Origin of the sequence: Mariniradius sediminis, assembly GCF_021491425.1 — a bacterium.
Classification (GTDB): domain Bacteria; phylum Bacteroidota; class Bacteroidia; order Cytophagales; family Cyclobacteriaceae; genus Mariniradius; species Mariniradius saccharolyticus.
In genome coordinates this window covers 1-26768 of the sequence record NZ_JAKEVZ010000013.1, presented here as the reverse complement: position 1 = coordinate 26768, position 26768 = coordinate 1, and the positions used below count along the sequence as shown (strand labels likewise).

At 46.4% G+C, this 26768-nt stretch carries 23 protein-coding genes; 16 read left to right on the top strand and 7 right to left on the bottom strand.

The window, feature by feature from the left end; translation table 11 throughout:
• The 5 genes from L0U89_RS15820 to L0U89_RS20485 all read left to right on the top strand — a co-directional run bounded on the left by L0U89_RS15820 (nucleotide 1) and on the right by L0U89_RS20485 (nucleotide 2009).
• A complete protein-coding gene (locus tag L0U89_RS15820) occupies nucleotides 1–312 on the top strand; it encodes an Mpo1-like protein (protein WP_008628609.1) in 312 nt (103 codons plus the stop codon).
• A gap of 110 nt (nucleotides 313–422) precedes the next feature.
• Nucleotides 423–794, top strand: coding sequence for a response regulator (locus tag L0U89_RS15815; RefSeq protein WP_008628608.1), 372 nt, complete (start codon nucleotides 423–425; stop codon nucleotides 792–794).
• A 213-nt stretch (nucleotides 795–1007) separates the two neighbouring features.
• Nucleotides 1008–1493 (top strand): hypothetical protein, encoded by a 486-nt coding sequence (locus tag L0U89_RS15810; RefSeq protein ID WP_234862404.1) that lies wholly within the window; start codon nucleotides 1008–1010, stop codon nucleotides 1491–1493.
• A 70-nt stretch (nucleotides 1494–1563) separates the two neighbouring features.
• Nucleotides 1564–1764, top strand: coding sequence for a hypothetical protein (locus L0U89_RS15805; protein WP_008628606.1), 201 nt, complete (start codon nucleotides 1564–1566; stop codon nucleotides 1762–1764).
• A gap of 119 nt (nucleotides 1765–1883) precedes the next feature.
• Nucleotides 1884–2009 (top strand): hypothetical protein, encoded by a 126-nt coding sequence (locus L0U89_RS20485; RefSeq protein ID WP_008628604.1) that lies wholly within the window; start codon nucleotides 1884–1886, stop codon nucleotides 2007–2009.
• Between the two features lie 50 nt (nucleotides 2010–2059).
• Here L0U89_RS20485 and L0U89_RS15800 read toward each other — a convergent pair whose 3' ends face one another.
• Nucleotides 2060–3607, bottom strand: a complete 1548-nt coding sequence (locus L0U89_RS15800; protein ID WP_234862489.1) for a peptide MFS transporter — start codon at nucleotides 3605–3607, stop codon at nucleotides 2060–2062.
• Between the two features lie 314 nt (nucleotides 3608–3921).
• On the opposite strand from L0U89_RS15800, the gene pckA reads away from it, so the two are divergent.
• Nucleotides 3922–5529, top strand: coding sequence for a phosphoenolpyruvate carboxykinase (ATP) (pckA, locus tag L0U89_RS15795; protein ID WP_234862403.1), 1608 nt, complete (start codon nucleotides 3922–3924; stop codon nucleotides 5527–5529).
• Nucleotides 5530–5678: 149 nt separating this feature from the next.
• Complete coding sequence (locus L0U89_RS15790; RefSeq protein ID WP_008628597.1) at nucleotides 5679–6116, top strand: peptidylprolyl isomerase; 438 nt, start codon at nucleotides 5679–5681, stop codon at nucleotides 6114–6116.
• 49 nt (nucleotides 6117–6165) lie between these two features.
• On the opposite strand, the gene L0U89_RS15785 is transcribed toward L0U89_RS15790, so the two are convergent.
• From L0U89_RS15785 to L0U89_RS15770, 4 genes are read right to left on the bottom strand one after another with little or no spacing between them, the layout of a single operon-like run.
• Nucleotides 6166–7452: a NupC/NupG family nucleoside CNT transporter gene (locus tag L0U89_RS15785; RefSeq protein ID WP_234862402.1), complete on the bottom strand. Its 1287-nt coding sequence runs from the start codon at nucleotides 7450–7452 to the stop codon at nucleotides 6166–6168.
• 54 nt (nucleotides 7453–7506) lie between these two features.
• Complete coding sequence (locus tag L0U89_RS15780; RefSeq protein WP_234862401.1) at nucleotides 7507–8112, bottom strand: bifunctional nuclease family protein; 606 nt, start codon at nucleotides 8110–8112, stop codon at nucleotides 7507–7509.
• 5 nt (nucleotides 8113–8117) lie between these two features.
• Nucleotides 8118–9086, bottom strand: a complete 969-nt coding sequence (locus L0U89_RS15775; protein ID WP_234862400.1) for an electron transfer flavoprotein subunit alpha/FixB family protein — start codon at nucleotides 9084–9086, stop codon at nucleotides 8118–8120.
• Nucleotides 9087–9121: 35 nt separating this feature from the next.
• The gene (locus L0U89_RS15770) at nucleotides 9122–9859 is read right to left on the bottom strand and encodes an electron transfer flavoprotein subunit beta/FixA family protein (protein ID WP_234862399.1); all 738 of its coding nucleotides are present in this window, start codon (nucleotides 9857–9859) and stop codon (nucleotides 9122–9124) included.
• A gap of 98 nt (nucleotides 9860–9957) precedes the next feature.
• On the opposite strand from L0U89_RS15770, the gene L0U89_RS15765 reads away from it, so the two are divergent.
• A complete protein-coding gene (locus L0U89_RS15765) occupies nucleotides 9958–10266 on the top strand; it encodes a tetratricopeptide repeat protein (RefSeq protein ID WP_234862398.1) in 309 nt (102 codons plus the stop codon).
• 5 nt (nucleotides 10267–10271) lie between these two features.
• Here the strand turns inward: L0U89_RS15765 and L0U89_RS15760 are convergent, their stop codons facing one another.
• Nucleotides 10272–11273: a quinone oxidoreductase family protein gene (locus tag L0U89_RS15760; protein WP_234862397.1), complete on the bottom strand. Its 1002-nt coding sequence runs from the start codon at nucleotides 11271–11273 to the stop codon at nucleotides 10272–10274.
• Between the two features lie 40 nt (nucleotides 11274–11313).
• Nucleotides 11314–12903 carry a replicative DNA helicase gene (dnaB, locus tag L0U89_RS15755; protein WP_234862396.1) on the bottom strand — a complete coding sequence of 530 codons (1590 nt, stop codon included), beginning with the start codon at nucleotides 12901–12903 and terminating at the stop codon, nucleotides 11314–11316.
• 253 nt (nucleotides 12904–13156) lie between these two features.
• Here dnaB and L0U89_RS15750 point away from each other — a divergent pair, with 253 nt between their 5' ends.
• The 8 genes from L0U89_RS15750 to L0U89_RS15715 form a co-directional block, all read left to right on the top strand.
• Nucleotides 13157–14533 carry a UDP-N-acetylmuramate--L-alanine ligase gene (locus tag L0U89_RS15750; RefSeq protein WP_234862395.1) on the top strand — a complete coding sequence of 459 codons (1377 nt, stop codon included), beginning with the start codon at nucleotides 13157–13159 and terminating at the stop codon, nucleotides 14531–14533.
• A complete protein-coding gene (locus L0U89_RS15745) occupies nucleotides 14530–15336 on the top strand; it encodes a 3'-5' exonuclease (RefSeq protein WP_234862394.1) in 807 nt (268 codons plus the stop codon). Before L0U89_RS15750 ends, L0U89_RS15745 begins: the two co-directional genes overlap by 4 nt.
• Before the next feature lie 95 nt (nucleotides 15337–15431).
• Nucleotides 15432–16193, top strand: coding sequence for a PASTA domain-containing protein (locus tag L0U89_RS15740; protein WP_234862393.1), 762 nt, complete (start codon nucleotides 15432–15434; stop codon nucleotides 16191–16193).
• 6 nt (nucleotides 16194–16199) lie between these two features.
• Complete coding sequence (locus L0U89_RS15735; protein WP_234862392.1) at nucleotides 16200–18035, top strand: T9SS type A sorting domain-containing protein; 1836 nt, start codon at nucleotides 16200–16202, stop codon at nucleotides 18033–18035.
• Between the two features lie 6 nt (nucleotides 18036–18041).
• Nucleotides 18042–18353 (top strand): rhodanese-like domain-containing protein, encoded by a 312-nt coding sequence (locus L0U89_RS15730; RefSeq protein ID WP_008628577.1) that lies wholly within the window; start codon nucleotides 18042–18044, stop codon nucleotides 18351–18353.
• A gap of 98 nt (nucleotides 18354–18451) precedes the next feature.
• Nucleotides 18452–19927, top strand: a complete 1476-nt coding sequence (locus L0U89_RS15725; protein ID WP_234862391.1) for a M28 family peptidase — start codon at nucleotides 18452–18454, stop codon at nucleotides 19925–19927.
• Between the two features lie 310 nt (nucleotides 19928–20237).
• Entirely contained in the window at nucleotides 20238–21215 is a 978-nt protein-coding gene (locus L0U89_RS15720) for a PorP/SprF family type IX secretion system membrane protein (RefSeq protein WP_234862390.1), read from the top strand.
• Between the two features lie 647 nt (nucleotides 21216–21862).
• The coding region (locus L0U89_RS15715) for a beta strand repeat-containing protein (RefSeq protein WP_234862389.1) at nucleotides 21863–26768 on the top strand (4906 nt) is incomplete at its 3' end.

Sequence of the window (26768 nt, the reverse complement as noted above, 5' to 3'; positions counted from 1 at the left end):
ATGGAAGCAAGATTCAAAACACTAAAAGAATTTTACCCTTTTTACCTGAGCGAGCATATGAACCCAACGAGCCGAAAACTACATTTTACAGGCACCGCATTGCTCTTCGTGATATTGGGAGTCGCAATTTATCTGGGCCGTTTCGGCCTTTTATGGCTAATACCAATCGTCGGATATGGTTTTGCTTGGGTGGGACATTTTTTCTTTGAAAAAAACAAACCAGCTACATTCCAATATCCTTTTTACAGTTTGGCATCCGATTTTATCCTGTTTTTTGAATTGCTGACAGGAAAACAGAAATTCAATCCTTGAAAAAAAGAGGAGTCATCGGAATTTTTTCACTCTTCGACGTTGTAAATGAAAAGATTACTCGTAATTTGGCATTGTGTTTATCGTATTTCAAATCCAATATTTTGTAGTTAATGCTTAAGATCGTTCTCATAGATGATGACCCAATCAGCACCTTCGTGACCGAAAGGCTGATAACCAAAAACATCAAGGTCCCACATAAGATCTTCAAGTACCAGAGTGCGTCCAAAGCTTTGCAGGACATTTATCAAATCGACCCAAATTATTTGTTTTTGGATCTCAATATGCCTGAAATGACAGGTTGGGATTTTTTGGAGGAGTTTAAGGTAGAAAATATCCAGCCGGAAGTCTACATATTGAGTAGTTCCGTAGATGAAAGAGATATGATGAAGGCCGAAAAGTATACATTGGTCAAAAAGTACCTTTCTAAGCCACTAATCAAGAAGTACATCACCAACATTTTCCCGGATTTCGCAGAGAGTTAATTTTCCAGCCTCGAAAAAGTGCTTTTTTTCGAAACCAACTTTTTGTAGAGGCCAAGTGTGAGTAAACTAGACTCAGGGTCAGATTCTTCAAACAAGTTTGTTCAATTCACAGTACTTCTCTTTTATTCAGGTTTTGTACTTTTTGGGAACAAATTTTGGAAGCACAAAAAACACCTTGCACCTTTAATTGGTTAACTTTTGAAAAAAAGCGTAATGGCTATACCTAATCCTGAATTGATCTTTGCGCTGCGAAAAACCGTGGACAAACTTAAGAACGGTGCAGCATACGAGTGGGGCCACATGGGCAGCTGCAATTGCGGCAACCTGGCCCAAGAATTGATCTACATGACCAAAGACGAAATCCATCGGCATGCGATGACCCGAAGCGGGGACTGGAATGACCAACTGTTGGAATACTGCCCAAGTAGCGGCTATCCGATGGACCTTATGATCTCCAAATTGCTTGAAAAAGGCCTCAGAATCGAAGATCTTAGGCATTTGGAAAAACTCTCTGACCCTATGATTCTGTCCCAAATTCCGTTCGAACGCAGAATCCAAATGAAGAAAAATTTCCGAGAAGACGTGATCCTTTATTTGGAAAAATGGACGGAAATCATGGAGAATCAATGGCTTGAAAATTGCGAAAGGAAAAAGAAGAAAATCCAGAAAAAAAATAACAGGAATAAGGTGTTTGCATAAATATATATTTTGATTTAATTAGCGCACATCAATCCATTTGATAACATCAACCATTAACCTTATTCATACTATGGAGGAACTTGACGACGATTTTGAAGATTTCGACGATCTTGAGGACGAGGACGAATTTGCAGAGGAATTCCAAGACGAAGTGTACGACTTCGAAGAGGAGGACGAGTTTGCAGAAGAGGAGGACTTTGAGGACTTCGACGAAGATGAATTCGATGATGACTTCGAAGATGAAGATGAATTTGAAGATGATTTAGACTAATCATGCCCGCATCCTAAGCAGGAAACTCTTGGTTCTCCCTGCTTTTTTTGTGAAGTATTTTGTCCTAAAAAAAGTCTGGAGTATCTTTCGGGCGATTCATCAAAGAAATCAATTTAGATATGTTACTAGAAATATTCAGTTCACCGCTTGCATCAGGCGCTCAGTTGTTTTTATTGATTGTATGCATCTTGGCTGGCCTGGGTGCCGGACTTAGTGCGATGGATTTCAGGAAGACCAACAAATAGTCTGAACATAAAGCTTAAAAAAAATTGGCCCTCTTCGGGCCATTTTTTTTTTATCTTACATTTCCCATCAATTTTCTAAGCGGACTACTGATGAGGATTAGCAGACCGCCAGCACCGATGGCTGTCATGACAATGAGCTTGTATTGGTCCGGCATCTGCAGAATCGCCTCCTCCGTACCACCGCTTGCCTCGCCAGCAATCAATCCCGCAAACAGGTTACCAAGCGCCACGGAGAGAAACCAAACACCCATCATCTGCCCACCGTACCGCTTTGGAGCCAGCTTGGTCACAAGACTCAATCCGACAGGGCTCAAGCTCAATTCCCCAAATGTGTGCAGCAAATAGGTGAATATCAACCAGTTTGGCGCGGCTAAATCACCAGCAGCAGCAATTTTTGCCGCAAAATACATCACCAAAAAACCTATGCCAAGCTGAATCAGGCCCAAAGCGAATTTCAAGGGAGAGTTTGGCTCCATGTTTCTACGGCCAAGCCAAATCCACAACGCACCAAAAAAGGGCGCAAAAATGATGATGAACAGGGAGTTGATGGACTGGAAAAAGCCGGCAGGAATTTCCCAACCCATCATGTTACGGTCCGTGAAACGCTCAGCAAACAAATTCAATGTCGAACCTGCCTGCTCAAACCCTGACCAAAACAGGGCTGAAAACACGAATAGGATTCCGATGACGGTGACTTTCTTCCTTTCGTCCGAATTGAGTCCTCCAAAAAATATGACATAAAGCAAATAGGCATAAGCAAGCACGAGAAACACAATCCCCGACCACTCTGCAATCACGCTTGCATTCACTTTGACGAAGCCCAAGAATATCATCGCCATCAGAAACACGACCAGGGCACCAATTCCCAAGAAAATTTTTACCATCAATGACTTCTCACGCTGTTTCTCAGGCGTATCAAATGCAACCTCTTCCCCATATCCATCAAGGTTACTGCCACTCAATCTGTATTGCACCAAACCGATGACCATCCCCAATCCCGCAAGACCGAAGCCCAAATGCCAATCAACCGTCGCGACAGCGCTACAAGCCAATGGCGCGATAAAGCCTCCCAAGTTGATCCCCATATAAAATATTGAAAATCCCGCGTCACGCTTGATACTCCCCGAGGGGTACAATTGTCCTACAATCGAGCTGATGTTAGGCTTCAGAAGCCCAGTACCGATCACAATCAAAATCAATCCCAAGAAAAACGAGTTGGTGTCCAATGCCGTCAAACCCACCCGGGCCTCGCCACTGTCTCCCAACATATGGAAGATGCCAGGCAAGGCCATCGTGAAATGCCCCAAGGCAATTATGATACCACCGTACCAAACTGATTTTTTGAGCCCAAACAAGCGGTCAGCAAACCATCCTCCTGGTAAGGCCAAAAGATAGACGCCCATGGTGTACAATCCATAAATGGCACCCGAAGTCTTGTCATCAAAACCCAATCCGCCATCGGCTACCGTCGCCGTCATAAACAAAATCAAAAGAGCACGCATGCCATAGTAACTGAACCGTTCCCACATTTCGGTGAAAAACAAAGTCATCAGTCCTTTCGGGTGGCCAAACATGGTTGGTCCCGGATAGAGATCCATCCGCTCCGTGGCTGAATTTGAAGGTATATTTTTTTCCAAAGCGATGATTATTTGGTTTTTGAAACAAGATATAACCACAATGATAAGGGATTTTTTTGTTTTCTTCTATTGACATTTTCCATTGGCAAACAGAAGGTGAAAAAAGGATTTAGCAAGCATAAATCTCAAAAAAATCTGACCAAAATAGCGTTGAAAAATAGACCAAATAATATTTTCGAAATCGATTGAATGAAGAAAAAATGGACATTTTATTGTAAAAATGTGCAGCTTTTCTCTTTATATTTGAGTCAGATTATAAACCCAAATATTACTTTATGCACCCCAGTACTTTTCAGGAAAATCTTGAGATTTTACCGCTACCCCACCCAGTACCAAATACAAATGGCCGGATTTTTTGGAACCTCGAAACCGCTGAATTGGTAGAACTAGCTATTGCCAACGGAGAAGGTCGTCTTACCGACTCAGGGGCCCTGATGGTAGAGACCGGCGAGTTTACCGGACGGTCTCCCAAGGACCGTTTTATTGTCAGGGAAGAATCTACCCGGGACACCGTATGGTGGGGAGATATCAACATCCCGTTTGCCGAGGAAAAATTCGACAAACTTTACGGCAAAATACTGAAGTACCTCGCTGACAAAGACCTGTATGTGAGGGATGTATTTGCAGGGGCCAACATTGACTACAGGCTTTCGATCAAGATAATCAATACCCTGGCATGGCACAATCTCTTCAGCGCCAACCTCTTTATCCAACCGGACAAGGAAGAATTGGCTAAGTTCAAGGCGGATTTCACGATCATCTGTGTGCCTGATTTCAAGGCAATACCGGGGGAGGATGGCACCCGCCAGGAGAATTTCGCGATCATCCACCTGAGTAGAAAAATCCTCCTCATCGGCGGTACCGCCTACGCGGGCGAGATGAAAAAAGGAATATTTTCCGTCCTGAATTACCTGCTTCCTATCAAACACGGGGTTTTGCCGATGCACTGCTCAGCAAACCTTGGAAAGCACGGAGACGCAGCGATCTTTTTTGGACTATCGGGAACCGGAAAGACAACACTTTCCGCGGATCCAAACCGAGGACTTATTGGCGATGACGAGCACGGTTGGGACGAAAACTCCATCTTCAATTTCGAAGGGGGATGCTATGCCAAAGTATTCGACTTAAGCCGTGAAAAGGAACCCGAGATTTGGGACGCGATCCGTTTTGGCAGCATTGTGGAAAATACCAAATTCATCCCAAAAACCCGTAAAGTCGACTTTCAGGAGAAAACCATCACCGAAAACACACGCGCCGCCTATCCACTTCGCCATATCGCGAATGCCGTACTTCCGTCTATTGGACCAATCCCAAAAAACATCTTTTTCCTCACGGCGGATGCCTTTGGAGTACTTCCACCGATTTCCAAACTCAACAAAAGCCAAGCGATGTACCACTTCGTCTCCGGATATACGGCAAAAGTCGCAGGTACGGAAATGGGCGTTACAGAGCCAAAAACAACCTTTTCCGCTTGCTTCGGGGCGGCATTTCTCCCCTTACACCCGACAACCTATGCAAAATTGTTTGGGGAAAAGATGGAGCGGCACCATGTCAACGTATGGCTGGTCAATACCGGTTGGACGGGTGGTCCATTCGGCGTTGGTTCTCGCATGAAACTGGCCTATACCCGGGCAATGATAACTGCCGCATTGGAAGGTAAACTGGATAGAGTTGACTACGTAACCCACGAGATTTTTGGGGTACTTGTCCCCCAAGATTGTCCCACAGTGCCTCGGGAAATATTGAATCCAAAGTCGACTTGGCAGGACCCCCACGCCTATGACCTCAAGGCAAAGGAACTTGCCTATGGTTTTATCCAAAACTTTGAGAAATACGAGGATTTTGCTGGCGAGACAATTATGGCTGGCGCTCCAAGACTATAGAAATACCCCATCAGAATCAATAAAACCCAAATAGCCAGGAGCACTGCGGTGCTCCTTTTTTGTTGATTTCCAGCTCAAGTTTGATTCATGAGCAATAATTTGATAAGCTCAAGGTATATAATTGCTATTTTTGCCAAAATTCATAAAAAATGAAGCACGCAGAAATCCAAACAGTCAAAGGCACCATGAAAGTGGAGTTTTTTGAAAAAGACGCTCCGAAGACAGTTGAAAACTTTGTTTCCTTGGCAAAAAAGGGCTTTTACGATGGCCTAACTTTCCACAGGGTAATCCCGAACTTTGTCATCCAAGGCGGTTGTCCAAAGGGCAACGGCACGGGCGGTCCAGGCTACAAAATCGACTGTGAACTCACAGGTGGTAATCAATACCACGACAGGGGTGTTTTGTCCATGGCCCATGCCGGACGAAATACGGGCGGTTCGCAGTTTTTCATCTGCCACAGCCGGGACAATACCGCTCATTTGGACAGAAACCATACCTGCTTCGGCAAGGTCGTCGAAGGCTTGGAAGTAATCGACGCTATTCGCCAAGGCGACAAGATCGAAAAGATTACGATTTTGGAAGATTGATCTGAAAAAATCCGGCCCCGCCACCAACGGGGCCTTTTTTTTTGTTTGTTTACCCGAAAAGTGCGCCCGCAATCGTCGCCGTCATCAAGCAGGCCAAGGTGGCTGCAGTCAAAGCCTTGAGTCCAAGTTTTGATAAATTGCCCTGTTGGTTTGGGGCAATGCTTCCGATACCGCCCACCTGAATCGCGATAGAACTGAAGTTCGAAAATCCGCAAAGGGCGTACGTCGCTATCACAACAGACTTCGTAGAGAGGTCACCTGCAGCCTTCATATCGGCCAAACTCAAATAGGCGACAAATTCATTGATCACCGTTTTTTGCCCCAAAAGCGAGCCCACACGAAGCGTCTCCTGCCATTCTACACCGATAATCCACGCAAAAACACGAAACACTTGGCCCAAAATGTATTCCAGGGAAAACCCCGAAAACTGCCCGTCAGTCGATGCAGCTACAAGGGCATTGATTCCCGAATAATGTCCTATCAAATCCTCCAAAATAAAGTTCAGCGCTGCAATCACCGCAATAAAGGCCAAAAGCATACCCCCTACATTGAGTGCCAATTTCAGCCCATCTGATGCACCGATCGACATGGCATCGATTAGATTCACGCCAAGGTTCTCACCGCTGACTTCAAGGGAATCGTTGATCACCTCCTTGTCGGTCTCGGGAAGCATGATCTTGGAAATCACGATGGCTGCTGGAGCGTTCATGATACTTGCACCCAGCAGGTAGGCAGCAAATTTCGCTTGTTCGACGGGATCACTCCCACCCAAAAAGGCCACATATCCGGCCAACACGCCACCTGCGATTGTAGCCATTCCCCCAGTCATCAAACACATCAGTTCAGATTTGGACATGGTTGGAATAAAGGGCCGGACCAAAAGAGGCGCCTCCGTTTGTCCGAGGAAGATATTCCCCGCTGCAGAGAGACTCTCAGGTCCAGACAAACGCATCGTCCTCGCCATTACCCAGGCAATCCCGAAAACGATCTTTTGCAAAATCCCCAGATAGTAAAGCCCCGCGGAAACCGTAGAAAAAAATATGATCGTGGGTAGGACCTTGAAAGCGAAAATGAAACCGAAGGTATCCGTAGCAAGGTCGCCAAAAATAAACTTGGCTCCGTCCTCTGAAAAGCTCAAAAACTTGACGAATCCCTGACTCACCAAGTTGAAAAGCTCCGCCACTGCGTCGACCTTCGTGATCAGGAAACCAAAAACAGCCTGCAGTGTCACCCCAATCGCCACTAATCTCCAGTCTACGCGCCTTTTATTGGCTGAAAAAAGAAAGGCGACAGCCAAGATGACAATGATTCCAATGATTCCCCTAAAATATTCCATTTGGCTTTGATAGTATCTTAACAGAAAAAAACCTGGCGTTTACCAGGTTTCAGATTAGTTTCTTCGGTTGATTTCGTCCCTAATCCTGGCAGCCTTTTCATAATCCTCATTATTTATGGCTTTGTCCAGCATTTGGTTTAGTTTGTCGAGACTGTAGTCCTTTAGCGAATCTGGGCTTTTGGTTGATGCAGTTGAAGGTGACCGGGTCGCTTTGCTCTGTTTTTGTTGCTCTTTCTTCTCGTCATCCTCATTGAACTCTATGGCTGCTTCCGCCATTACCCGAGGCACACAGAAAATCGGCGCATCGAATCTTACCGCGATAGCGATCGCATCCGAAGGCCGCGCATCAATCTCAACCTGCTTGGAAGCATTTTTGCAGATGATTTTTGCATAAAACACCCCTTCCCTCATATCCGAAATAAGAATTTGGACGATCTGGAAATTGAAATTTGAAGAAAATGACTTGAACAGATCATGCGTCATCGGCCTGTTGGGGATGATCTTCTCAATCTCAATCGCAATCGCTTGCGCCTCAAACATGCCGATGACGATAGGGAGCCTCCTACTGCCTCCAACCTCGCCCATGACCAAGGTAAAGGAACCCGACTGGGAATGATTGGAGGACAAGCCCAAAATCTCTAATTCGATAGGTTGGTCCACAGGTGTTATTTTATTGCTTTGACAGCTTCAGTGAGTTTCGGCAAAACCTCAAAAGCATCTCCGACAATTCCATAATCAGCAGCTTTGAAAAATGGGGCCTCAGGATCTTTATTGATGACGACGATGAATTTTGAGGAGTTCACTCCCGCAAGATGTTGAATAGCGCCCGAAATTCCAACAGCGATATATAAAGTTGGGGCAACTTTTACGCCTGTCTGTCCAACATGCTCATGATGGGGTCTCCAGCCAATATCGGAAACTGGTTTTGAACAACCTGTCGCGGCACCCAATTCTTTTGCCAAATCTTCTATCATACCCCAATTCTCTGGTCCTTTCATTCCACGTCCACCAGATACCACAATATCGGCCTCCGGCAACAAGATTTCTCCTGTTGTCTTATCAGTTGACGTTATTTTGGTCGCAAAGTTTGTATCTGCGATTTGCAGGGAGACCTTTTCTACCGAAGCTTTCGCTCCATCTGTTTTCAGGTCGACGGCATTTTTCTTGATCGCGAGGATTTTGTTTTCTTTCGTTACAGAAGTTTGAGCAAACGCCTTACCGGTGTAGATGCTTCTTTTTACGACGTATCCGTTAGCGGTTTCCGGAAGTTCAACGACATTGGAAACTAAGGCGGCATCTAATTTGATCGCCAGACGGGCAGCTACCGCGTCGCCCAAAGAAGATTTCGCAAGGATAAGAGTTTTGGCGCCAACCTTTTGGTAGGCTTGTGCAACTGCTTCCGCATGGGCTTGGATGACACCATCGTCAAGTTTGCTATCTGCTACATGAAATACTTTGGAGGCGCCTGCAGTCCCGACATTGGATAGTTCGGCGTCAGAAACAGTTCCTAAAGCTACCGCAACCACCTCTCCGCAATTAGTTTTGTCAGAAAGAGCCCTCGCAAACGAAACCGCTTCCAAACTTGTCTTTTTTACCGATCCTTCGGCTTGTTCGATATATACTAATATGGACATAACTTCTTCTTTTACTGATAATTGAATAATTAAAATTAAAGTACTTTGGCCTCGTTCTTTAGCAATTTGACCAGTTCAGCGACATTGTCTTTATCGACCAACTTGACGGCACCCTTTGCTGGGGGAAGCTGGAAATTGATCACTTCCGTCGCCACGTTTTGATTGGAAGGTTCGACTACCGTAAGCGGCTTGGTACGGGCAGACATGATGCCACGCATGTTTGGGATTTTCCATTCGGCAATCGGTTCCTGGCAGCCGGCCACCAAAGGCAGCTTGGCCTCCAAATATTCCTTTCCGCCTTCGATTTCACGCGCCATTTTCACCTTGTCACCCTCGATCTCCAATTTCATCACCGGTGATATCGAAGGGATTCCCAACAACTCACCGACCATTCCGTGCACCATGCCACCATTAAAATCAATCGACTCACGGCCCATCATGATCAAATCATAATTGTTTTGCTTGGCAATTGCAGCAATCTGTTCTGCGACAAACTGGGAATCCTTTGGAAAGGCATTCACCCGGATAGCATCGTCCGCACCGATTGCCAGGGCTTTTCTAAGTGTTGGTTCAGTTTCTGCTTCACCGACATTGAGAACTGTGAGTGTGGCATTCAACTGCTCCTTCAACTCGACCGCCCTTGCCAAGGCATAATCATCGTAGGGTCCGATGATGAACTGTACGCCGTTTTTATCTAGCTTGGTATTGTTGTCCGTAAACTGAATTTTCGAGGTAGTATCTGGAACGTGTGTGATACAAATAAGAATTTTCATCGACTGATTTTTTGGTTACTTATTTTTAAAATTGCGTGAATTTAGTCATAAGGGTATCATATAAAAAAGAAAAAATGAGCAAAAAATCCCGAATTCAGATGTTACAATCGTTTGCGGAACAAGAACCCGACAACCCCTTCAACTGGTATGGATTGGCGCTCGAATACCTCGACGATGAACCTTGGGAGGCTTTAAGATATTTCGAAAAGCTTTTGGCAGAGTTCCCGAATTATCTGCCAAGTTACTATCATGCCGCCCATTTATTTGCTCAAATGGGGTATTTGGAACAAGCCCGTTTGGCTTTCGAGAAAGGGATTGAATTAGCGCAATCACGAAATGAACTGAAATCACTCAGTGAGCTGAAAAACAGCTATTTAAATTTCAAATTTGAAAACGATTTGGATTAAGGCATTCAGGAAATCCTTATTACGATTTTGCCCATTTGTTGCCCGGCCTTCATCCTTTCAAATGCGGCAACGCTGTCTTTCAATTCGAAAATTTGGTCAATAATTGGGACGATCTGTTGGTTCTTTACAAAATCTACCATCTGCACAAAGTCTCCATCTGAGCCCATGGTGCTCCCCTTGATCGTGAGTTGGTTCCAGTAGACTTTTCTCGCATTGAACCCGGATGGATTTCCCATCGTCGCACCGTAGAAAATTATCCTGCCCCCGGGATTTGCCACATCAATCAGGTTATTCAGTGTATCTCCCATAGCACTATCGACAATTAGATCAAATCCCCCGACTGTAGCCCGCACTTCCTCTACCCAATTGGCATCCTTGTAATTGAATCCAGACAGTACGCCGATTTCCTTTGCCCTTTTGATTTTTTCGGCGCTGCTGCTGCTTACATATACTTGGGCACCGGCCGCTACGGCATACTGCGCCGCGAATTGCGCAACGCCCCCGCCAATCCCAGTAATCAAGACTTTCTCCCCAGCCTGAAGTCCACCCTGCACGAAAACCGCCCTGTAGGCAGTGAGTCCCGCCAATGGCAATGCTGCAGCTTCCTCCCAGGACAGGTGTTCCGGTTTGTAGTGAAGCCGATCGTAGGGTACCTGGACATACTCTGCAAGGGTTCCATTGTCGGGAATGCCGAGAATCCTGAAGTCATTGGACTTCGCATGTTCCGCACCACCCCAATTGGAAGCAGGATTGATAATGACCTCTTTTCCAAGCCAATCACCCGGAACTTTTGAACCAATCTTCACAACCTTACCCGCTCCATCCGAACCTAGGATAACCCCGTCACGGAGGTTTGGATACAAACCCTGTCGACTCCATTCGTCCCGGTGGTTCAGGGCAGATGCTACCAGGGAAATGCGTACTTCGTTTTCCTTTAGCGCGGGAAGTTCGGTTTCTACCAGTTCTATTTTGTCCGAAAGATTTCTGTTGAGGATGATCGCCTTCATTGAAAAAACTTCAAAATGGTGTGAAATGCGTCAATTCATTTTAAAACGGCGCAGGCTCGTTGCTGCCAAAACCACCTGGAAAGGTATCGTCAACATCACCGCCATTGGCCTTGCTGGAAAGCCGGATGGTATTCCCCGATTCAAAGCCTTGACCGGCGGCGCTACTCGGAAACTTGCTTCCGTACATGGCATCCTGTGCTTTGTAGGGCACGTTCATTTCCAAATCCGCAAACTTGGTGTATTTACCGATAAACCTCAGCTTGACGGTGTCCAAAGATCCATTTCTGTGCTTCGCAATAATGACTTCGCCAACTCCCGCCGTTGAATGGCCTTCCTCGTCCTCCGTGATTCCATAGTACTCGGGCCTGTACAAGAACATAACCATATCGGCATCCTGCTCGATCGCTCCAGATTCCCTCAAATCCGACAATTGCGGCCGCTTGTCTCCTCCCCTTGTTTCCACAGCCCTCGAAAGTTGCGAAAGTGCAATGACGGGGATATTGAGTTCCTTGGCGATTTTCTTCAAGGCCCTTGAAATACTGGCAATCTCCTGTTCGCGGTTACCGCCTTGTCCCCCACCCTTGGCATCTCCCGACATCAATTGGAGATAGTCTATGACGATCAATTGAATATCGTGTTGCGCCTTTAGCTTTCGGCATTTTGCCCTGAGCTCCAATATGGACAATGCAGGCGTGTCATCGACAAACAAGGGGGCCTTCGAAAGCTTTCCTGTCTTATGTACCAACTGCTCCCATTCGTAATCCGCCAAGCTTCCTTTCTTGATCTTTTCCGAATCCAACTCGGCTTCTGCTGAGATCAAACGGTTGACCAATTGGACAGAGGACATTTCCAATGAGAAAATCGCCACCGGGCGACTGTGATCCACGGCGGCATTTCTCAATACCGACAATACGAACGCCGTTTTTCCCATGGCAGGCCTCGCGGCAATGATCACCAAATCCGACTTTTGCCATCCCGAGGTCACCCGGTCAAGTGCCGTGAAACCGCTTGGTACCCCTGTAAGGCCGTCCTTTTGTCCTTTCTTCGCCTCCAATTCCATGATTGCCTCTTTCAGAATGGAGCGCATGTCCGCATAATTCTTCCGGATGTTTTTCTCAGAAATCTCAAACAGCGACTGCTCCATTTTGTCGAGCAACTCAAAAACGTCCGTGGTATCTTCGAACGCGTCCTTTTGGACTTCGGACGCGATGCTGATGATTTCACGTTTCATTGCCTGCTCGGTGACGATCCGCGCGTGGTACTCTATATTAGCTGCAGAGGAAACTTTGGAAGTAAGTTCGGTAATGAAAAAAGCGCCGCCTGCCAACTCCAATTGACCTTTTTTCCTCAATTGGTTGGTCACGGTCAACAAGTCGATCGGTTGACTGTCGGAAAACAACTCGAGAATAGCGGAATAGATGACCTTGTGCGCCTCTTTGTAGAAGCTTTCGGGCTTCAGGATATCGACTACGTTGGTCAAAGCATCCCGCTCAAGCATCAATGCTCCCAACACTGCCTCTTCCAAATCGATGGCTTGGGGCGGCAACTTGCCGATTGACGAAGTCAAACCAAGCTCGGGCTTCCGCCTTCCTACCAATCTATCTTTCCCTTGGGGTTTATTGTCTGCCATATCAGCAAAAGTAGATGCTTTGCAACAATCTTTTTGAACATTTTATACACTTGTTATCAACATCGCGCACAAGTCTCTACAAGTCAAATATTTGATATACGAACGTTGGGTTTTGAAGCTTATTTTCCAGGACCAGGGACCAAAAGGAGTTTCTGCGGAGCAAGCGCTCGATGTAAAAATTTCCCCAAAAATAATCCACACCGCACCGTTTGGCCTAAGTCTGATTTATTACTTTTGGACATTCTGAAACAATATGTCAAAGAAATACCATTTCATCGCCATCGGTGGTGCGGTCATGCACAACCTGGCACTCAGTATGGTCGACAAAGGCTACAAAGTCAGCGGATCGGATGACGAAATCTACGAACCCTCACGCACCCGGTTGGAAAAAGCTGGCATCCTACCAAAGGAAAAAGGCTGGTTCCCTGAAAAAATCACGGCTGACCTTGACGGTATCATTCTAGGCATGCATGCGCGCATCGATAACCCTGAGCTGCAAAAGGCAAAGGAATTGGGGATTCCGGTGTATTCTTTTCCTGAGTTTGTGTTTGAGCAAAGCCGGGACAAAAAGCGCGTCGTGATCTCCGGCAGCCATGGCAAGACGACCATCACTTCCATGATTCTGCACGTCTTGAAGTACCACAAGCTGGACTTCGACTATTTGGTAGGTGCCCAAATCGAGGGATTTGAATTGATGGTTAGGCTCTCGGATGCCCCTATCATCATCATCGAAGGCGACGAGTATTTGACTTCCCCGATAGACAGGAGACCAAAATTTTTTCACTACCACCACCACATTCTCTTGATGAGTGGCATTGCTTGGGATCATTTCAATGTTTTCCCAACGTTTGAAAATTACAGGGAGCAGTTTCAAATTCTCGCTGAGATGACGCCCGAGCGTGGAACGTTTATCTATTGCAAAGAAGATCCCCATATAGTTGGAATCGCCGAAGGGCTCAAATCGAAACCATTTGCCAAAATCCCCTATGGCGCCCATCCGTACACGATTAAGGATGGCGAGACTTTCCTTCTTACCGAAAAAGGGGAAATCCCAATCCTGATTTTTGGAGAGCACAACCTCCAAAATCTCCAAGGTGCGAAAGAAGTTTGCCTCAGCCTGGGTTTGACGGATGGACAGTTTTATGAAGCCATCGGAAGTTTCAAAGGCGCCGCAAAACGTCAGGAGGTTTTGGCGAAATCCGCGTCATCCATTCTTTTTCGGGATTTCGCACATGCGCCCTCCAAATTGAAAGCCACGGTGCAGGCGGTAAAGACACAATTTCCTGAGCGAAAACTGATTGCGGTACAGGAATTGCACACATATAGTTCGCTCAACAAGGACTTTGTCCACAATTACGTAGGGAGCTTTGCCGCTGCAGACGTTGCGGTTATCTATTTGAACCCAAAAGCAGTATCTTTGAAAAAACTCGAACTGATGGACGAGGAGACACTCAAACAGGCATTTGGCCGCAATGATCTCAGGCTTTTCACCGAAATCAAGGATTTGAAAACGTTCCTCGAAAACCAATCCTACGCCAACACCAACCTGCTGCTTATGAGTTCAGGCAACTACGACGACATGGATTTGTCAGTACTCAAAAACAAAATCAACCAAAACCCACAAGCATGAAGTTAAACCTGAAGACGCCTATCGCATTTTTTGATATCGAATCCACTGGGACCAATGTCGCCACGGACCGGATAGTTGAAATCTCGATTTTGAAAGTCCATCCCAATGGCAGCCAGGAAACAAAGACATTCTTGGTCAACCCGACAATCCCCATTCCCCACGAAAGCTCGCTGATACATGGAATTTACGATGCAGACGTCAAAGACCAACCCACCTTCAAGGCGCTTTCCAAAGAACTCCACCAATTGCTTTCTGGAGCGGATTTGGCAGGTTTCAATGTGCTGAAATTTGATATACCCTTGCTGGTGGAAGAATTTCTGAGGGCGGGAATTGACTTTGATATCGAGAAAAGAAATATCCTGGATGCCCAGAAGATTTTCCATATGATGGAAAAAAGGAATCTGGCAGCGGCCTACAAATTCTACTGTGGCAAAACCCTGGAAAATGCCCACAGTGCAGAGGCCGACACCATCGCCACTTATGAGGTCTTTCTTGCTCAAATCGAAAAGTACGTGGGTGAGGAAGCCGAGGACCTTTTGGGCAACAAATTGGGTGTTTTTGAAAATGACATGAAGAAAATCCACAGCCTTCTCAATGAAAAAATGGTGGATTTGGCCGGAAGGTTTATCTTCAATGAACGAGGTGAGGAATGTTTCAACTTCGGGAAGCACAAGGGCAAAACGATCGAGGCGGTACTCAAAGAAGAGCCATCCTACTACGATTGGATGATGAAGGGGGATTTCCCTTTGGATACAAAACGCAAGTTTACCCAAGTCAAATTGCGAAGTTTCAATCAGCGTTGAGAACAATTGCTCAGTTACAGGTAAGAATTCAGACGGACATACACAAACTTCAAATTATTCGTTAGCACATTCGGGGCAAGCCCTCAAGAAAAAACATGAGAGAATCATTCAAAAAAATTGGACTTCACCTGCTCTTGGTTTTTGTGGCATTTACCGTACTTGGCTTTCTATTCCTCAAGGTTTACCTGCCATTTTACACCAACCATGGACAAACGGTAAGTGTCCCAAACTTAGAGGGATTTTCAGTGGGCGAACTCGAGGATTATCTTAAAGCCAGAGACCTCACTTACGAAGTGGCTTTGGATAGCGGATTTAGCACAGAGATGAGGCCACATACCGTGATGAAGCAAATTCCAAAGCCAGAAAGCAAAGTCAAAAAGGGGCGAAAAATCTACGTGACCCTCAATGCCCAAAACGCCCCTCTTCTCAGAATGCCGAACCTTGTGAATAGCCCGCTTAAGAACGCTCAAGAAATCCTTTCAAATATGGGGCTCTTGCGTGGCGAGATTATTTACGTGCCAGATATAGCACCTAATGTGGTGCTAGAGCAAAAATACCGGGGACGGAGTATTCCCGAAGGTTTCGAAGTACCGAAAGGGGCACAAATTGATCTTGTAGTCGGTGACGGCCTAGGAAACCAAGCTTTAGAATTACCCAATTTTGTAGGAATGGACGAAGTAGATGCAGAGTTTTTGCTGATTGGTTCCGGCCTGCGCATGGGTAACATTAATTATGTAGAAACGGATACTGTACCGAGTGGCATTATCATCAGACAGTTCCCTCCGGCAGGAGTGAGTGTCAAGACCGGAGAGGCTGTCGAACTTTGGATTTCTGAAAGCAAAAACCGCACGAACTGATCATAGTTGAAAAACCTTGCACCCCATATCGGTTTTTTAATGCTCTTTGGGCTGATTCTTTTAGCCCCAAAGGATTTATTTGCCCAGTTTACTCAATTACCAACACCCAAGAAACCCAAGGAGAAAAAATCGGAAAATTTCAGGATACAGGACGATCCCCTGCAAATTCCATTTTGGGATGATTTCTCAATCCCTGGCCTGGATACGACAAAGTGGATTGTTCGTGGAGCTACCCAATCCTTTACCGTCGGAAATGAAGCACCATCCTATGGCGTGGTGTTGCTCGATGGTACAAACGAAAATGGTAGGCCCTATTCCACCACTCAGTTGGATCAAGGCGAAACCGACCAAATCACGTCAAAACCAATTGATCTTTCGGTAATCAGTCCGGCAGAGGAAAACACGGTGTATTTGAGTTTCTTTTGGCAAGCAGGCGGCAAAGCTGAGATGCCGGATGCTACGGATGAAATTCGATTGGATTTTTTGGATGCAAATGGTATTTGGGTGACAGTATGGGAAAAAGCAGGCGGACTCTCGGCAGAACAGCTTTTCTTTACGCAAGAATTAATTCAGGTCAGGCCGATATTCCACCACGCGGCCTTTCAATTTCGCTTTGCAATCAGGGGTCGGAGTTCCGGGCCGTTTGACAGCTGGATATTGGATTACATTTTTCTTCACAAAAACAGAAACGCGAATGATCTCTTCACCCAGGACAGAGCATTGACTTTACCCAACGGCAGGCCATTTGAGAGATATTCGTCAGTTCCTCTTTTTATGTTAAAGAGGGATTCAGAATCCTTTTGGATCAATACCCAAAATGAATTCAAAAACTTGAGCAATTCCTTTCGGGCGATGGAATACAGCTTTGAAATCCGGGACAAAGAAAGCCAGTCTGTCGTCAAGTCCATCAACAGCAACACTCCTTTCAACCCGGTACCAACAGCGCAGGAACGCCGTGGTTTTTCCAGCAACCCTATCGAGGATATTGTGCTAGCGGACGAAGAAAAAGACTATGAGTTGGTGAGTTATCTGGTTACTGGGGACGGACTTTTGCAAGGAATCGAAAATGGACAGCCGGTTAGCTACCCTAGCGTGGATTTTCGGGACAATGACACCGTGAGGACCTTGTTGTCAATTAGGGACTTTCTAGCCTACGATGATGGAAAGGTCGATTACTCTGCCGGAATCAACCAGCGGTCGGGAACACTCGCCCTTCGCTACGAGGTCGATGGCCCAGCTTTCCTAAAGGGTATCAGTATAAATTTCACCAATTTTGCCCAGGTCAACAGCGTCGTGGACATCAACGTGTGGCGGGATTTGGGACAAGCTCCTATTTACACCAAGGAGGTAATTATCCCGGACAAAGGCGCATTGGAAAACTTCGCCTATTTCGAAATTGACCGCAATGTTGAGGTCGGAGGCGTATTTTATGTGGGATTCACCCAGTTTACCAACGACTTTGTCCACGTTGGTTTAGACAAAACCTATGACAATGGCAGTGAGATATTCTTCAACGTCTCCGGTACCTGGCAGCAAAATGAACGAATCCAAGGTTCACTGATGATTCGTCCCCATCTCAGCGCAAGCCGTGTTATTCAAACTGACGCAGACGCATCTATTTCGGTCCGCGCCTATCCCAATCCAGTATCCGGACCTCTCAACCTAGAGGGAGATTTTGACACCTTTGAGGTATTTGATCCGATCGGCAGGCGCATCAATCTACCCGTGACTGAAACTGAAGAAGGCAAAATCATTAATTTTGAAAACATGCAGATGGGCGTATATGTCATCAAAGCATCCAAAGGAAAACATTTACATACATTCAGGATTTTAGTCAAATAAAAGAACATGGAAGACATCACCGCAGCGGAATTAAAGAAAAAGCTGGAAAACAAAGAGGAATTCATTTTTATCGATGTAAGGGAAGAATGGGAATACGAGGAAGACAACCTCGGTGCTACCAACATCCCCTTAGGTCAACTTCCCTTCCAACTTGGAGAATTTGAATCATCAAAAGACAAAGAAATTGTCGTGCAATGTCGCTCCGGTGCCAGAAGCGGCAATGCCAAAAAATTCATGGAGAGCCATGGCTTCAGCAAAGTCAGGAACCTCCTAGGTGGCATTATGGCATACAGGGCGATGGAGCAAGAGGAGGAATAGGCCTACCCATTATTTAAAAAGCCGAAGCCTTGAAGATGTACTCTATAATCTGCCAAGTGAGGCTTTTGAGTCAACCGAATTAATCCAACAATCGAATAATGAAAAGAACAATACTGTTTTTCGCTCTTTTGAGCACAAGTTTCTATTGCCTTGCCCAAAAGAAATCAATAGAGAAACAATTCAACCAGAAGGAAGCCATATCACATTTTAGGTTTTTGGCCTCCGACGAATTGATGGGAAGAGATCCCGCACGACCAGAAATGGACGCCGCATCCCGATATATCGCTGAGCAGTTCTGGAAGTATGGCGCAAAAGAGGTTCCCGGAGCTAAGGGTTATTACCAAGAAATTCCCTTCCGGCTTTCTGCACCGCCGACAAAAGGAACAATTATGTTTGGAGAAGAAAGTTTCAATCAAGGGACGGACCTATTGGTACTTGATGGAGATGGACTCGAAGGCACGTATGAGCTTGTCGTGTTGCAGCATGGGGTTGAAGCCGACTATCAAGGCGTAGACGTGAAAGGCAAGATCATTGTGGCAAACATCGGTGCACCAAACAGAATGAATCCGGCGGATTTGTTCAGCCTAGGCAGGGAAAAAATCGCCCTTGCCAAAAGCAACGGAGCAGTAGCGATCATTGAAATGTTCAACGTGCCTACCGTTCCCTGGCCAGCAGTAGTCAATTACCTCGGGAGACCCCAACTGACCATCGGTGCCCCTGATTCGAAGGATGCTTTACCATATATATGGGCGAGAGACCTTAAGAATGAACTCATCAATGCCATCGGACGTGGCGAGATCAAAAACGCCAAAGTTGATATCCAAGGAAAAAAGAACCGAAACATCATTGGCAAAAACGTCATAGCATATATAGAAGGTACCGATCCTGTTTTAAAGAATGAATATGTAATGCTATCTGCCCACTATGACCATGTTGGCGTAGGAAGGCCTGATGCAAAAGGTGACTCCATATATAATGGTGCAAGAGACAATGCGGTCGGTACCGTAGCCGTCATCAATGCAGCGAAATACTTTGCAGAGAATCCACCCAAACGGTCTATCCTGCTTTGTGCCTGGACTGCAGAGGAAAAAGGCTTGCTCGGTTCCGAGTATTTCGCCAACAACCCGCTCATCCCGCTGAAACAAATCATTTACAATCTCAATATCGATAATGGAGGCTACAACGATACCAACCTGGTTACTGTGATCGGATTGGGCAGAACTTCCGCGGATCCGTTGATTGAAAAAGCAGTAAGCGAATTTGGGCTGAAAGCAATCGCCGACCCCGCACCGGAACAGGGCTTATACGATCGATCTGACAATGTGAATTTCGCCCGGCGTGGAATACCAGCGCCGACGTTTAGCCTTGGGTTCACAGCCTTTGATGACGAGATATCAAAATACTACCACCAGCCCGGTGACCATGTTGACAACTTTGACCTGGAATATGCGGTCAAGTATTGGAAATCCTATATTCTTTCAGCCCAATATATTGCCAACTGGAATCAAAAACCTGTTTGGCAATCCGGAGATAAATATGAAACAGCTGGAAAAGAACTTTATGGATTGAAATAACCACCCTTCATGGATATTTAAGGCCGGGCCCACACAGGTCCGGCTTTTTTATTTTTTTGCGGAAGTCATTTGTTCGATTTACCGAGTGAATTATCAAAAAAGTGCCTCCAATGCCAAATTTGACTCTTTTTTACCCGTTTAAGTGTCTTTAATAGATTTTTATTTTTTCATTAAAATGTATTTCAAATATTTTTTTTTGCATTTTGTGAAATTTTTTTCAAAAAATGTTTGGTTGTTATTTACATTTTACTCTATATTTACATCATAAATTTGTATGTGAAATACAAATACAACTCTAAACTATCTCGCAATGAAAAGGAATTTTAAACTGAGTGCAATGATCATATTCATTGTATTCTTCAAACTGACAGCAGGCTCCGCCCAACAGTTACCCCAGTTTAGCCAGTACATTTTTAATGGCTTACACATCAACCCCGCCTACGCAGGTTACAAGAACGAAGGCTATATCCAAAGCACCTACAGGAGTCAATGGGTAGGATTCGAAGGTGCGCCTACAACGTTTACAATGACGGCAGATTTGAGTGCCAACGAAGGAATGATGGGTTTTGGTGCCATGGTATTGGCTGACAAAATCGGTCCAACAAGCACCACAAGCGCGATGCTATCTTATGCATATCGCATTCAGACGGGTCGATCCTCCTACTTCAGCCTAGGTGCAAGTGCAGGCGTTTCCCAATACATGATCAATGGTGATGAATTGAGGGCCATCAACCCTGATGATACCGAGCTTCCCCAAGGCAGGCAAAATATGATGACACCAAATATGAACCTGGGCATGTTTTTCCATACAGATGGATTCTACGCCGGAGTCAGTGGCTTCAATCTAATCGGTAAAAACAATTTGGAAAGGGAACATATGGCACTAGCGGTACACGATATACACTACTACATCACAGCTGGTGGCTTATTGAATATTTCTAACAATGTTCAATTCAAGCCCTCCTTCCTGGTGAAATATGTAAGCGGCTCGCCTACTACTTACGATCTCAACGCGATGTTCCTGTTTGCAGAGAAGTTTTGGATCGGTGGATCGTACCGTTCGAACCTTCACCTCAGCAACAACGATCCCGAGGTGCCAAACTTGAGCAACAGAAACGCGCTAGCCTTTATCACCGAATTCTTTGCGACGCCAAATCTTAGAATCGGCTACGCATACGATTACAACTTGAACGTCCTACAAAACATGAGAACCAATTCACATGAAATATCACTTGGATACTACCTCTCTGCCCGTAAGGTCAACATGAAAAACCCAAGATGGTTCTAAAAGAAAAATAGATCGAGAAAATCACCCACCAAAATCAGATAGACAAGAGGGATTTCCGAAGGCAAGTTGTACCGCGATTTTTTCAACAAAAACCACTTGCCTCATTCCGATCAGGGAATGAAATCCAAAGAAAAGGAGATTTTTTAAGTTTAGAGTTTGTCACACTAAAAAGGCCGCCGGAGGTAAAATCATCTGGCGGTTTTTTTCTTTTTTACAAAATTGGGTTTGAAAAAACCGCTTCCAACTGGCTGATGTCTGCTGTTGGTAATTCAAAACTACAATTATATTAATAAAGAAATGTCTTCGAAAAAGTCGGATGTTGCCAATTTTTTGCTTTGTAAAAAGGATTTTTTTAAAAATCGCAATAATTCGAAATTTTTGAATGCCTGATTATCAGATTTTCACCATGGTATCGGGTTGGTTTTTCATTTTCAAAAATTCCTTATTCGCTTAATTACCCAATTTTCGAATAATCCTTACTCAATCAGCGCACGCTTCAATCAGTCCAATTCCGACGGACACGATTGAAACCAATGGTGAGATAGATACCTGAATCTACCGGCTTCACCCATCCGTGGGTATCCATGCACCGAGGAATTTTTGGACGACCAAAACCGCAGGACTCTTCAATTTTAAACTTTAAGGACATGAAGACTTTAGTAAATGCATTTCTCAGGCTACTAGTTGTCAGTACTGGACTTTTCATCCTATCCCAATCGGATGCTTTTTCCCAAAACCAACCAAATCTTCTCGATCTGAGAACCTGTGGGAAGTCTTGTTCTTCCAACAACTTCACGATCAAGGAAGTCTACCTGAGTAATGCGTCCGGAGTTCCACTTGCCAATTCCTTCGCCACTTGTACACCCGGCGTCCAGCAAACAGCCTATATTTCATTTGTATATAGTTCGAATTCCGGATCGTCGACGGACAATACGCGGCTTTTTGCGGACCTTGTCATTGGCGGTACTTCACAATACATCAACATATGGCTGGGTAATCTTCCCGCTGCAAAAAGCGGAGACCGGGTTGTGACCTTGAACTACCAATTCACCTGGACCTGTGGTTTAGAAGTTAGTCTTAGAAATCCTCTAATGGCTTGGACAACATCTGGGTCGGCGAATCTTTTTAATTCATATCAGTGTAATGATTACCCAAGCGCACAGTGCCAATTTGGTGCTGACATTCTTGTAAATGCACCCTTGGCAGTTCAATTTGACTTCACTGCCTGTACTGAAAATGGCAACACCTCCGTCAATTTTACATCTACCAGTAACGGCGGAAAAAAACCCTACACCTACAGCTGGAACTTCGGCACAAACTCAAGCCCTACCACATCCAATCAGGCCAATCCGAGTGTCGTTTATTCATCCAACGGGACCGCTACGCTCACACTTACAGATGCAAACGGAGTTTCGAATACTTTTACAAAGAACATCCTTCTCCCTTCGGAAATCACCTATTCCTCATCGGTGAACCAACCAACCCCTGGAAATTCAGATGGCTCTATATCCCTGACAATAAACGGTGGCACGGGAAATAAGAGTGTTACTTGGAACGACGGCGGTACCGGTTTGTCGAGAACCAACCTTGCCCCAGGCACCTACGTGGCTACAATTACAGACGAATTCAATTGTCTAAAGACCGCAACGTTTGTACTTTCTAGTCCCACTCCGGGTGTTTCGCTAGTCAAAACCGGTTTGTATGAAGATTTCAATAATGACGGGATCCAAAATGCAGGCGACCGAATTAACTACACATTCACAATTGGAAATACCGGGAATTTCCCACTCACGAATGTTTCAATTTCGGATCCCGCTATAAACGTAAATGGAAGCCCTATTAGCTTGGGTGTTGGAGAGAGCAATTCTACTTCATTCACGGGATTCCATACCATAGTTCAGAACGATTTAGAGCAAGGTTTTTTTACCAATACCGCCACGGTTTCTGCGACAGCTGGATCAATTGTCTTGACCAATACCGATTCCCACACTGAGAATTTCACAATATCACCGAGGATATCTGTTCAAAAAATTCAAGTTGGAGGTCCAAACCCAGTGACCAATCCCAACCAAGTCATCGAGTATCGGATATCTGTTTCAAATGTGGGCAACAAAAACATTTCAAATGTTTCGGTGCTCGATTTTCTTCCGGGAACACCGAACCCAGTGGTTCTAAATGTCGAAAGTGGAGATACAATTGATCCAGGCATTTTAAACGTTGGGGAGGAATGGATCTTTAGTATCGACTACTCCGTCACCCAAGCTGTGTTTGACTTGGGTGAAAACATTGTTAACGTGGTCAATGTAGCCTCAACGCAGATTCCAGGACCGGTGGTGGCATCAGCCAGCACTCCGATTGTTCAAAGTCCTGCCCTGTCCATTGACAAGTCGGTGGCTGAAAGCAGCTTCGACGCAGTGGGAGACGTGTTGAATTATAATATTGTCGTCACCAACACGGGCAATACAACATTGTCAAACGTCGTGGTCGTTGATCCGCTGACAGGGCTCAACCAGACCATCGCTTCGCTGGCTCCGACGGCTTCTCAAAGCTTCAATACGTCTTACACAATCGTCCAGTCTGACTTGGACAACGGTTCGGTTGGCAACACGGCTTCCGCCTCTTCGGGCTCTGTATCCGTTTCCGATCAGGTAACCGTCAACGCGGTGCAGTCACCTGCCTTAAGTATCCAGAAAACAGTCGCAGAGGGCAGTTACGATGCGGTGGGCGATGTCCTGAACTACACCGTTACAGTCACCAACACGGGCAACACAACCCTGTCGAATGTCGTGGTCGTCGATCCTTTGACTGGCCTGAACCAGACCATCGCTTCGCTGGCACCGACGGCTTCCCAGAGCTTCAACACATCTTATTCAGTAACCCAATCCGATATCGATGCGGGTTCAGTGGCCAATACGGCTTCCGCTTCAAGCGGTTCGGTATCCGTTTCCGACCAGGCAACCGTCAATGCGGTACAGTCACCTGCCTTAAGTATCCAGAAAACAGTCGCAGAGGGCAGTTACGATGCGGTAGGCGATTTATTGAACTACACCGTCACCGTCACCAACACGGGCAATACAACATTGTCCAACGTCGTGGTCGTTGATCCTTTGACAGGACTCAACCAGACCATCGCGTCGCTCGCCCCAATGGCTTCGCAGAGCTTTAGTACTTCTTATACCGTCGTCCAGTCTGATCTGGACAACGGTGCGGTTGGCAATACAGCTTCGGCTTCTTCGGGCTCTGTATCCGTTTCCGATCAGGTGGTCGTGAATGCGGTACAGTCTCCGACCCTAAGTATCCAGAAAACAGTCGCAGAGGGCAGTTACGATGCGGTAGGCGATGTGCTGAACTACACGATCGTCGTCACCAACACGGGCAATGTAACACTCTCCAACGTCGTGGTCGTCGATCCGCTGACAGGCTTGAACCAGGCCATCGCTTCGCTGGCTCCAACAGGTTCGCAAAGCTTCAATACTTCTTATACCATCGTCCAGTCAGATATCGATGTCGGATCGGTAGCCAACACAGCTTCCGCCTCTTCGGGCTCTGTATCCGTTTCCGACCAGGTAACCGTCAATGCGGTACAGGCACCTGCCCTGTCCATCGACAAGTCGGTGGCTGAAAGCAGCTTCGACGCAGTGGGAGACGTGTTGAATTACACCATTGTCGTCACCAACACAGGCAACGTGACTTTGTCGAATGTTGTCGTAGTCGATCCGCTGACCGGTCTCAGCCAGACCATCGCTTCGTTGGCTCCGACGGCTTCGCAGAGCTTCAACACGTCTTACTCAATCGTCCAGTCCGACTTGGACAACGGTTCGGTTGGCAACACGGCCTCCGCCTCTTCGGGATCGGTATCCGTTTCAGACCAGGTAACCGTCAACGCGGTGCAGTCCCCTGCCCTGTCCATCGACAAGTCGGTTGCGGAAAGCAGCTTCGACGCAGTGGGAGACGTGTTGAATTATACTATTGTCGTCACCAACACGGGCAACGTGACTTTGTCGAATGTCGTCGTGGTCGATCCGCTGACTGGCCTCAATCAGACCATCGCTTCGCTCGCCCCAACGGCTTCGCAAAGCTTCAACACTTCCTACACCATCGTCCAGTCTGACTTGGACAACGGTTCGGTTGGCAACACGGCTTCCGCATCTTCGGGCTCTGTATCCGTTTCCGACCAGGTAACCGTCAATGCGGTACAGTCTCCTGCCCTATCCATTGACAAGTCGGTGGCTGGAAGCAGCTTCGACGCAATGGGAGACGTGTTGAATTATACTATTGTGGTGACCAACACGGGCAATACAACATTGTCCAACGTCGTGGTTGTCGATCCGCTGACAGGACTCAACCAGACCATCGCTTCGCTCGCTCCAACGGCTTCCCAGAGCTTCAACACATCTTATGCAGTAACCCAATCCGATATCGATGCCGGATCGGTGGCCAACACAGCTTCCGCCTCTTCGGGCTCTGTATCCGTTTCCGACCAGGCAACCGTCAATGCGGTACAATCGCCTGCTTTAAGTATCCAGAAAACAGTCGCAGAGGGCAGCTTCGACGCAGTGGGAGACGTGTTGAATTACACCATTGTCGTCACCAACACGGGCAACGTGACGTTGTCGAATGTTGTCGTGGTCGATCCACTGACTGGTCTCAGCCAGACCATCGCTTCGCTGGCTCCGACGGCTTCGCAGAGCTTCAATACTTCTTATACCATCGTCCAGTCTGATCTGGACAACGGTTCGGTTGGCAATACGGCTTCCGCCACTTCGGGCTCTGTATCCGTCTCCGATCAGGTAACCGTCAATGCGGTACAGTCACCTGCCCTGTCCATTGACAAGTCGGTGGCTGAAAGCAGCTTCGACGCAGTGGGAGACGTGTTGAATTATACTATTGTGGTGACCAACACGGGCAACGTGACTTTGTCGAATGTCGTGGTGGTTGATCCGCTGACAGGGTTCAACCAGACCATCGCTTCGCTCGCCCCAACGGCTTCGCAGAGCTTCAATACTTCTTATACCATCGTCCAGTCTGACTTGGACAACGGTTCGGTTGGCAACACGGCTTCCGCCTCTTCGGGCTCTGTATCCGTTTCCGACCAGGTAACCGTCAATGCGGTGCAATCGCCTGCATTGGGTATCCAGAAAACAGTCGCAGAGGGCAGTTACGATGCGGTAGGCGATGTGCTGAATTATACGATCGCCGTCACCAACACGGGCAACGTGACGTTGTCGAATGTTGTCGTGATCGATCCGCTGACTGGTCTCAGCCAGACCATCGCTTCGCTGGCTCCGACGGCTTCGCAGAGCTTCAACACATCTTACACAATCGTCCAGTCCAACTTGGACAACGGTTCGGTCGCCAACACAGCTTCGGCTTCTTCGGGCTCTGTATCCGTTTCCGACCAGGTAACCGTCAATGCGGTACAATCGCCTGCTTTAAGTATCCAGAAAACAGTCGCAGAGGGCAGTTACGATGCGGTGGGCGATGTCCTGAACTACACAATTGTAGTGACCAACACGGGCAATGTAACCCTGCCCAACGTCGTGGTCGTCGATC